This window comes from Bacteroides sp. 43_46, assembly GCF_001915455.1.
Lineage (GTDB): Bacteria > Bacteroidota > Bacteroidia > Bacteroidales > Bacteroidaceae > Bacteroides > Bacteroides caccae.
Map to the genome: position 1 here is coordinate 47,863 of NZ_MNQN01000112.1, position 7,949 is coordinate 55,811.

7 protein-coding genes are annotated in these 7,949 nt (G+C 46.3%); all 7 read left to right on the top strand.

Annotated elements, in window-relative coordinates:
• Window positions 1-54: 54 nt before the first annotated feature.
• Window positions 55-2,607, top strand: a complete 2,553-nt coding sequence (locus tag BHV72_RS11120) for a DUF5686 and carboxypeptidase-like regulatory domain-containing protein (RefSeq protein ID WP_234109824.1) — start codon at window positions 55-57, stop codon at window positions 2,605-2,607.
• Between the two features lie 108 nt (window positions 2,608-2,715).
• A complete protein-coding gene (locus BHV72_RS11125; RefSeq protein WP_005678613.1) occupies window positions 2,716-4,005 on the top strand; it encodes an inositol-3-phosphate synthase in 1,290 nt (429 codons plus the stop codon).
• A 99-nt stretch (window positions 4,006-4,104) separates the two neighbouring features.
• On the top strand, window positions 4,105-4,584 hold the full coding sequence (locus BHV72_RS11130; protein ID WP_122295461.1) for a phosphatidylglycerophosphatase A family protein: 480 nt from the start codon (window positions 4,105-4,107) through the stop codon (window positions 4,582-4,584).
• A gap of 14 nt (window positions 4,585-4,598) precedes the next feature.
• Window positions 4,599-5,066 carry a GtrA family protein gene (locus BHV72_RS11135; RefSeq protein ID WP_005681519.1) on the top strand — a complete coding sequence of 156 codons (468 nt, stop codon included), beginning with the start codon at window positions 4,599-4,601 and terminating at the stop codon, window positions 5,064-5,066.
• A gap of 43 nt (window positions 5,067-5,109) precedes the next feature.
• The gene (locus tag BHV72_RS11140; protein WP_286855971.1) at window positions 5,110-5,760 is read left to right on the top strand and encodes a CDP-alcohol phosphatidyltransferase family protein; all 651 of its coding nucleotides are present in this window, start codon (window positions 5,110-5,112) and stop codon (window positions 5,758-5,760) included.
• 46 nt (window positions 5,761-5,806) lie between these two features.
• Window positions 5,807-6,742, top strand: coding sequence for a phosphoinositol dihydroceramide synthase (locus BHV72_RS11145; protein WP_005678618.1), 936 nt, complete (start codon window positions 5,807-5,809; stop codon window positions 6,740-6,742).
• Window positions 6,743-6,765: 23 nt separating this feature from the next.
• Window positions 6,766-7,758 carry a lysylphosphatidylglycerol synthase transmembrane domain-containing protein gene (locus tag BHV72_RS11150; RefSeq protein WP_005681518.1) on the top strand — a complete coding sequence of 331 codons (993 nt, stop codon included), beginning with the start codon at window positions 6,766-6,768 and terminating at the stop codon, window positions 7,756-7,758.
• Window positions 7,759-7,949 lie beyond the last annotated feature (191 nt).

Sequence of the window (7,949 nt, forward strand, 5' to 3'; positions counted from 1 at the left end):
ATTGTCCCCAAATACCCTTACCTTTTCCCCGCTCAATTCAATAGAATTTAAGGTATGAGACTAATGGTAAAAGGTGTACTAACGCTCTTTCTTTTCTTGACTATCAGTATTCCGCTAAGCGCGCAGTATATACTGCAAGGCGTGGTGACTGATTCTCTGACAAAGGAACCTTTACCTTATGCATCTGTACGTCTGAAAGACACGACCGAAGGAACGACCACCGGAAGCGACGGACGTTTCTACTTCAAGACCAGCCGTTCCGAAGCAGTGCTGGTAGTTTCAGTGATAGGCTATAATGATTACAGCCGGCAGATTCGTCCTGCCCGGAATGCATCTTATAAAATCGCCCTTTCACCCACTTCGTATTCCCTCAATGAAGTCGTAGTAAAGCCTAAACGCGAACACTACCGTAAGAAAGACAATCCTGCCGTAGAATTTGTCCGTCACATGATAGAGCATCGTGACGACCATTCGCCTGACGAAAAAGATTTCTGGCAACGTGAACGCTACGAGAAAACTACCTTCGCACTGAACAACTTTGATGAAGAAAAACAGAAAAAATGGCTCTACCGCAAGTTCGATTTCCTCACGGAATATGTAGATACCTCCGCCGTGACCGGAAAACCGATCCTTACCGTATCCGCCCGTGAACTGCTCGCTACGGATTATTACCGTAAATCCCCTCATGCCGAGAAACAATGGGTGAAAGGCCGCAAACAGGCAGGTGTCGACGAGTTTCTTTCCAAACAAGGAATGCAGGCAGCTATCAACGAGGTGTTCAAAGACGTTGATATTTACGAGAATAACATCTCCTTGTTCACCAACAAATTTGTCAGTCCCCTGTCGCGCATCGGTACAGGATTCTATAAATACTACCTAATGGACACCTTGCAGATAGCAGGTGAACAATGCGTAGACCTTGCCTTCACTCCCTTTAACTCAGAATCTTTCGGCTTTAACGGACACCTGTATGTGACACTCGACTCCACCTATTTCGTGAAGCGTGCCGTATTCAATTTCCCGAAAAAGATAAACCTGAACTTTGTCGATTATATGTTGCTCGAACAGGAATTTAAACGTGCCGAAGACGGTACGCGCCTGCTCGACCACGAAAGTATTACCGTAGAATTCAAGCTGACCGAAGGACAGGACGGTATCTTTGCCCGTCGCGTAGCGGATTATACGAACTACACATTTACTCCCACTGCCGAAGCGGACAAAGCCTTCGCCAAGCCGGAGCGTATCATTGAAGAAACGGAAGCCCTGTCCCGTCCCGCAACCTTCTGGGCGGAGAACCGTCCGCAAGCCGCTATCTCCGAACAGGAGAACTCCGTGGACAAGCTGATGACGCAACTGCGCGGTTATCCGGTTTACTACTGGACGGAGAAGATTCTCTCTATCCTCTTTACCGGATACATTCCTACTTCCAAAGAAACCCCTCTTTTCTATATCGGCCCGATGAATGCCACCATTAGCGGTAACACGCTCGAAGGTCCCCGTCTCCGTGCCGGAGGAATGACTACCGCATGGCTCAATCCGCACCTTTTCGGTAAAGGTTACATCGCCTACGGCTTCAAGGACGAACGGGTGAAAGGACTGGCGGAACTGGAATACTCTTTCAAGAAAAAGAAAGAGTACGCCAACGAATTTCCTATCCACTCGTTAAAACTACGTTACGAGTCAGACGTCAATCAATATGGGCAGAACTATCTCTACACAAGTAAAGATAACGTATTCCTTGCCCTGAAACGCGAGAAAGACGATCGCATCGGTTATTTCCGGCAAGCCGAGTTGACCTATACCAACGAGTTCTACTCAGGTTTCTCCTTCCAACTGACGGCACGTCGTCGGACAGACGAGTCCTCCTACCTGATTCCCTTTCTTCGGAAAGAAGGTGATGTGCTGACTCCGGTCAAAGAATACTCCACCAGTGCAGCCGAATTGAAACTGCGCTATGCTCCGAATGAGAAGTTCTTCCAGACGCAGTGGAACCGTTTCCCCGTGTCGCTGGATGCTCCGGTGTTCACGCTCTCCCATACCATTGCCGGAAAGGGAGTGCTGGGAAGCGATTACACCTACAACCATACCGAAGCGGGAGTGCAGAAGCGTTTCTGGTTCTCCGCCTTCGGCTATACGGACGTCATACTGAAAGCAGGAAAAGTATGGGACAAAGTGCCTTTTCCGTTGCTGATAATGCCTAATGCCAACCTTTCCTATACCATTCAGCCCGAATCCTATTCATTGATGAATGCCATGGAGTTTATGAATGATGAATATTTCTCTTGGGACGTCACTTATTTCCTCAACGGCTGGCTGTTCAACCGTATCCCGTTGTTGAAAAAACTGAAATGGCGTGAAATCGTTTCATGCCGGGGATTGTATGGTCATTTGAGCGATAAGAATAATCCGGAATTGAGCGACGGATTGTTTGCTTTTCCGATAGCGGATACCCGTGCCATGGGGAAAACGCCTTACGTGGAAGTGGGCGTAGGTATCGAAAACATATTTAAGGTATTACGCTTGGATTACGTCTGGAGGCTTACCTACCGTGATTCACCCGGAATAGACAAGTCCGGTTTGAGAATAAGTCTCCACATGACCTTTTAAAAGTTAAATCCTGCTAATTGCAATGTTTATATGACAAATAAAGACTGTATTAGTAATTAATTAATCTTATTTTTGCATCAATTTTAGTTTAATTTTAATAGAATAGAAATGAAACAAGAAATTAAACCCGCTACCGGACGCCTCGGTGTGTTGGTAGTTGGAGTCGGTGGTGCGGTTGCCACCACAATGATTGTAGGTACACTAGCCTCTCGCAAGGGACTGGCAAAACCGATAGGATCTATTACCCAGTTAGCCACAATGCGCATGGAAAACAACGAAGAAAAACTCATCAAGGACGTTGTGCCCTTGACGGATTTGAACGACATTGTTTTCGGAGGTTGGGACATTTTCCCGGATAATGCATACGAAGCTGCTATGTACGCTGAGGTTCTGAAAGAAAAGGACCTGAACGGAGTGAAAGACGAATTGGAAGCTATCAAGCCTATGCCGGCTGCTTTCGACCACAATTGGGCAAAACGTCTGAACGGTACGCACATCAAGAAAGCTGCTACCCGTTGGGAAATGGTAGAGCAACTGCGTCAGGACATCCGCGACTTCAAGGCTGCCAACAACTGTGAACGCATTGTGGTACTTTGGGCTGCAAGTACTGAAATCTACATTCCGTTGTCAGACGAACACATGTCACTCGCTGCTTTGGAAAAAGCGATGAAGGACAACAACACAGAAGTGATCTCTCCGAGTATGTGCTATGCATACGCTGCTATCGCAGAAGGCGCTCCGTTCGTAATGGGTGCTCCTAACCTGTGTGTAGACACTCCGGCTATGTGGGAATTCTCCAAGCAGAAGAATGTACCTATCGCAGGAAAAGACTTCAAGAGCGGTCAGACACTGATGAAAACCGTATTGGCTCCGATGTTCAAGACCCGTATGCTGGGTGTGAACGGCTGGTTCTCTACCAACATTCTCGGTAACCGCGACGGCGAAGTGCTTGATGATCCGGACAACTTCAAGACAAAAGAAGTCAGCAAACTGTCTGTAATCGACACGATCTTTGAACCCGAAAAATATCCTGATCTCTACGGAGACGTTTATCATAAAGTACGTATCAACTACTATCCTCCCCGCAAGGACAACAAAGAGGCATGGGACAACATCGACATCTTCGGTTGGATGGGCTATCCTATGGAAATCAAGGTAAACTTCCTTTGCCGTGACTCTATCCTCGCTGCTCCTATCGCGCTCGACTTGGTATTGTTCAGTGACTTGGCTATGCGTGCAGGTATGTGCGGCATCCAGACTTGGTTGTCATTCTTCTGCAAGAGTCCGATGCACGACTTCGAACACCAACCCGAACATGACTTGTTTACTCAATGGAGAATGGTAAAACAGACATTGCGTAACATGATTGGCGAAAAAGAACCCGATTACTTAGCTTAATCAGGAACCAAGAATAATAAAGTTGAGATTGAGGTTTGCCTTACTGAAAAGACGGGTGGATGCTCAACCTCAACTTTTTAATTAGTAACTTGTAATTTAATGAAGAAAGCTCCTTTTCTACCTGTATTGATAGGCACGGGCTTTGGCTCCGGTTTTTCTCCTTTTGCTCCCGGTACCGCCGGGGCGTTGCTGGCTTCTATCATCTGGATTGCACTTTATCTTCTGCTCCCTTTTTCTGTTGTCTTATGGATTACTGCCGCGTTGGTGATTGTGTTTACTTTCGCCGGGATCTGGGCTGCCGATAAGCTGGAGGCTTGTTGGGGGGAAGATCCTTCGCGTGTAGTGGTGGATGAAATGGTCGGAGTGTGGATACCATTGCTTGCCGTTCCCGACAATGACAAATGGATATGGTATGTAGTGGCGGCTTTCGTCCTGTTCCGTGCATTCGACATTGCCAAGCCATTGGGCATCCGCAAAATGGAGAGTCTCAGAGGTGGGGTAGGTGTGATGATGGATGATATACTGGCAGGGGTATATGGTTTTATCTTGTTAGCAGGAGTAAGATGTGTGATTGGCTGAGAAAAGTTGCACGGATGATTTCCCAGAAGGGTGGCTTCTTCATGTTTTTGAGGGCGCAGCTTTCGGCTCAAATGGCAACTATTGCAGACTTTCTGGTTACAATTCTTCTGGTGAGGCTGTTTGAAGTCTACTATGTATATGCTACCCTCGCAGGGGCTGTATACGGAGGAATTGTCAATTGCGTAATTAATTATAAATGGACCTTTAAATCGACAGGAAAGAAAACGAACGTTGCTGTAAAGTTTATCCTTGTGTGGGTATGCAGCATCTGGCTGAACACGTGGGGAACGTATGCGCTGACGGAATCATTGGCAAAGATTCCTTGGGTGCGCGATACGCTCAGTCAGTATTTCGGCGACTTTTTCATTATCCCCAAAATGGCGGTAGCGGTTATCGTCGCATTATTCTGGAATTATAATATGCACCGCTTTTTTGTATACCGGAATATAAACATAGGAAGTTTGTTCAGAAAAAGAGATTGAAATAAAAACAGAAGATTTAGATAAAAACAGATTTAGACACAATATGAATTACAGAGATTATTTGCAACAGTTGATTTATAAGATTATCAATCCTTTGATACACGGAATGATTAAAATCGGAATCACTCCCAATTTTATCACTACAACCGGATTTATCCTGAACGTGGTGGCAGCAGGAATGTTTGTCTATGCCGGTATCTGTGGCGGCCGGAACGACCTTGCTATCGTCGGTTGGGCGGGAGGTGTTATTCTGTTTGCCGGATTGTTCGATATGATGGACGGTCGTGTGGCGCGGTTGGGAAACATGAGTTCCAAATTCGGTGCACTCTATGATTCGGTGCTCGACCGTTACAGCGAACTGATGACATTTTTCGGTATCTGCTACTACCTGTCGATGAAAGATTATTTCTTTTATGCCCTGATTGCGTTTGTGGCATTGATCGGTTCGTTAATGGTGAGCTATATTCGTGCACGTGCCGAAGGATTAGGTATCGAGTGTAAAGTAGGATTCATGCAGCGTCCGGAACGTGTGGTACTCACCAGTCTGGGAGCGTTGTTCTGCGGTGTATTCAAAGATATCACGGCTTTCGACCCGATGTTGATACTGATTGTACCTTTGGCTTTCGTTGCCGTATTTGCCAATATCACAGCTTTCGCGCGTGTGAGACATTGCTATAAGGTAATGATGAAATAATTGTCCGAAAAGCTAAATAGTATTGGTATATTAACACCTTATTAGAATGAAAATAGTTATTGAACTGCCGTCAAAGAATGAAGCCCTGATTACTGTAATCACTATGGCTCTTTTTCTTTTGCTGACAGGTGTCTTCATCGGACTTCGTTCCGAACATTTCTTAATGGTGGCACTCTATCTGGTCTTATTCTTTGCCGGGCTACCCACCCGTAAACTTGCATTAGCCCTGTTGCCTTTTGCCATTTTCGGAATCTCCTACGACTGGATGCGTATCTGTCCCAATTACGAAGTGAACCCGATTGATGTAGCCGGATTATACAATCTGGAGAAATCTCTTTTCGGGGTCATGGACAACGGTATCCTGATTACCCCGTGCGAATATTTCGCTGCCCATAATTGGCCGGTTGCAGATGTCTTTGCCGGCATCTTTTATCTGTGTTGGGTTCCCGTGCCTATCCTGTTCGGTCTTTGCCTGTACTTCAAGAAGCAGAGAAAAACATATCTCCGCTTTGCGTTGGTATTTCTGCTGGTCAACTTAATCGGCTTTGCCGGTTATTACATTCATCCTGCTGCCCCCCCCTGGTATGCCATTAATTACGGTTTCGAACCGATACTGAACACTCCGGGCAACGTAGCCGGTCTGGGACGTTTCGACGCTTTCTTCGGTGTGACGATTTTCGACTCTATCTACGGGCGCAATGCCAATGTTTTTGCCGCAGTGCCTTCGCTTCATGCCGCCTATATGGTGGTGGCTCTGGTATATGCTATCATCGGCAAATGCAGGTGGTATGTGATTACTCTCTTTGCCGTTATCATGCTGGGCATTTGGGGAACGGCTGTTTATTCCTGTCACCACTACATCATTGATGTGTTGCTCGGTATATCCTGCGCATTACTCGGTTGGCTGGTGTTTGAATACGGGCTGATGAAAATTCCGGCATTTAATAGATTCTTTGACAGGTATTATAAGTATATAAAGTAAAATATATAGGTATATAAGAAGCAGTGAAGAACAAGTACCGCAATATATTCCTCGCTTTTGGCATCATTGCCGTCCTGATAATGATATTCACATTCGATATGGATTATCGGGAACTTTGGGTGAATCTGAAGCGTGCAGGAATATATTTGCCCTTGGTCTTGTTGCTTTGGCTGTTTGTCTACCTTATTAATACGCTGTCATGGTATATCATCATCCGTAGCGGAGGCAAACCGGGCTTTTCCTTTTCCCGGCTTTATAAATTTACCGTAACAGGCTTTGCGCTCAATTATGTGACACCCGTCGGGCTCATGGGAGGCGAGCCTTATCGGATTATGGAGCTGAAACCCTTTATCGGAATCGAAAGGGCTACCTCTTCGGTGATTCTCTACGTGATGATGCACATCTTCTCCCACTTCTGTTTCTGGCTGACTTCCGTCCTGTTGTATGTCTGTCTCTATCCCGTAGGGTGGGTCATGAGCGTTATTCTGGGAGCTATCACTTTATTCTGCCTGCTGGTTACCGTCCTTTTTATAAAAGGCTACCGGCACGGTATGGCAGTTGCCTTTATCCGCATGGGTAGCCGTCTCCCTTTTCTAAAGAAGAAAGTACTTCATTTTGCCGAAACTCATAAAGAGAAACTGGAAAACATAGATAAGCAAATCGCCCTCCTTCACCGGCAGAAGAAACGTACTTTTTATTCGGCCCTCTTTCTAGAATACACGGCTCGTGTTGTCAGTTGCCTTGAGATCTGGCTGATACTTAATGTGCTGACAACAAACGTCAGCTTTGCCGACTGCTGCCTGATTGCCGCCTTTTCCTCCTTGTTGGCCAATCTTTTGTTCTTCTTGCCGATGCAGCTCGGTGGACGTGAAGGAGGCTTTGCACTTGCCGTAGGTGGCCTCTCCCTTTCCGGAGCCTACGGGGTTTATGCTGCACTGATTACCCGTGTCCGCGAAATGGTCTGGATCGTGATCGGGCTTGCTCTGATGAAGGTTGGAAACAGGAAAGGAAATTAGCCGGCATACTGCGTCAATTTTAAGCCGGAAAAGAAAATTCTCGTTTGGCTTTGAAAAATGATTCTTCTTCAAATTTGGTGGTAATTTAACTAGTCGGTGGTATCTCCATTCCCCTCCTTCGGGGAAGGAGGGGTGGCTGAAAGCCGGGGTGGTAGGTGGATACACAATGTTGATAATAACCGACTTACGCA

What these genes read in the sequence shown, in the direction of transcription:
- BHV72_RS11120 (WP_234109824.1), top strand. Translation starts at nt 55, where the DNA reads ATGAGACTAATGGTAAAAGGTGTACTAACGCTCTTTCTTTTCTTGACT.
- BHV72_RS11125 (WP_005678613.1), top strand. Translation starts at nt 2,716, where the DNA reads ATGAAACAAGAAATTAAACCCGCTACCGGACGCCTCGGTGTGTTGGTA.
- BHV72_RS11130 (WP_122295461.1), top strand. Translation starts at nt 4,105, where the DNA reads ATGAAGAAAGCTCCTTTTCTACCTGTATTGATAGGCACGGGCTTTGGC.
- BHV72_RS11135 (WP_005681519.1), top strand. Translation starts at nt 4,599, where the DNA reads ATGATTTCCCAGAAGGGTGGCTTCTTCATGTTTTTGAGGGCGCAGCTT.
- BHV72_RS11140 (WP_286855971.1), top strand. Translation starts at nt 5,110, where the DNA reads ATGAATTACAGAGATTATTTGCAACAGTTGATTTATAAGATTATCAAT.
- BHV72_RS11145 (WP_005678618.1), top strand. Translation starts at nt 5,807, where the DNA reads ATGAAAATAGTTATTGAACTGCCGTCAAAGAATGAAGCCCTGATTACT.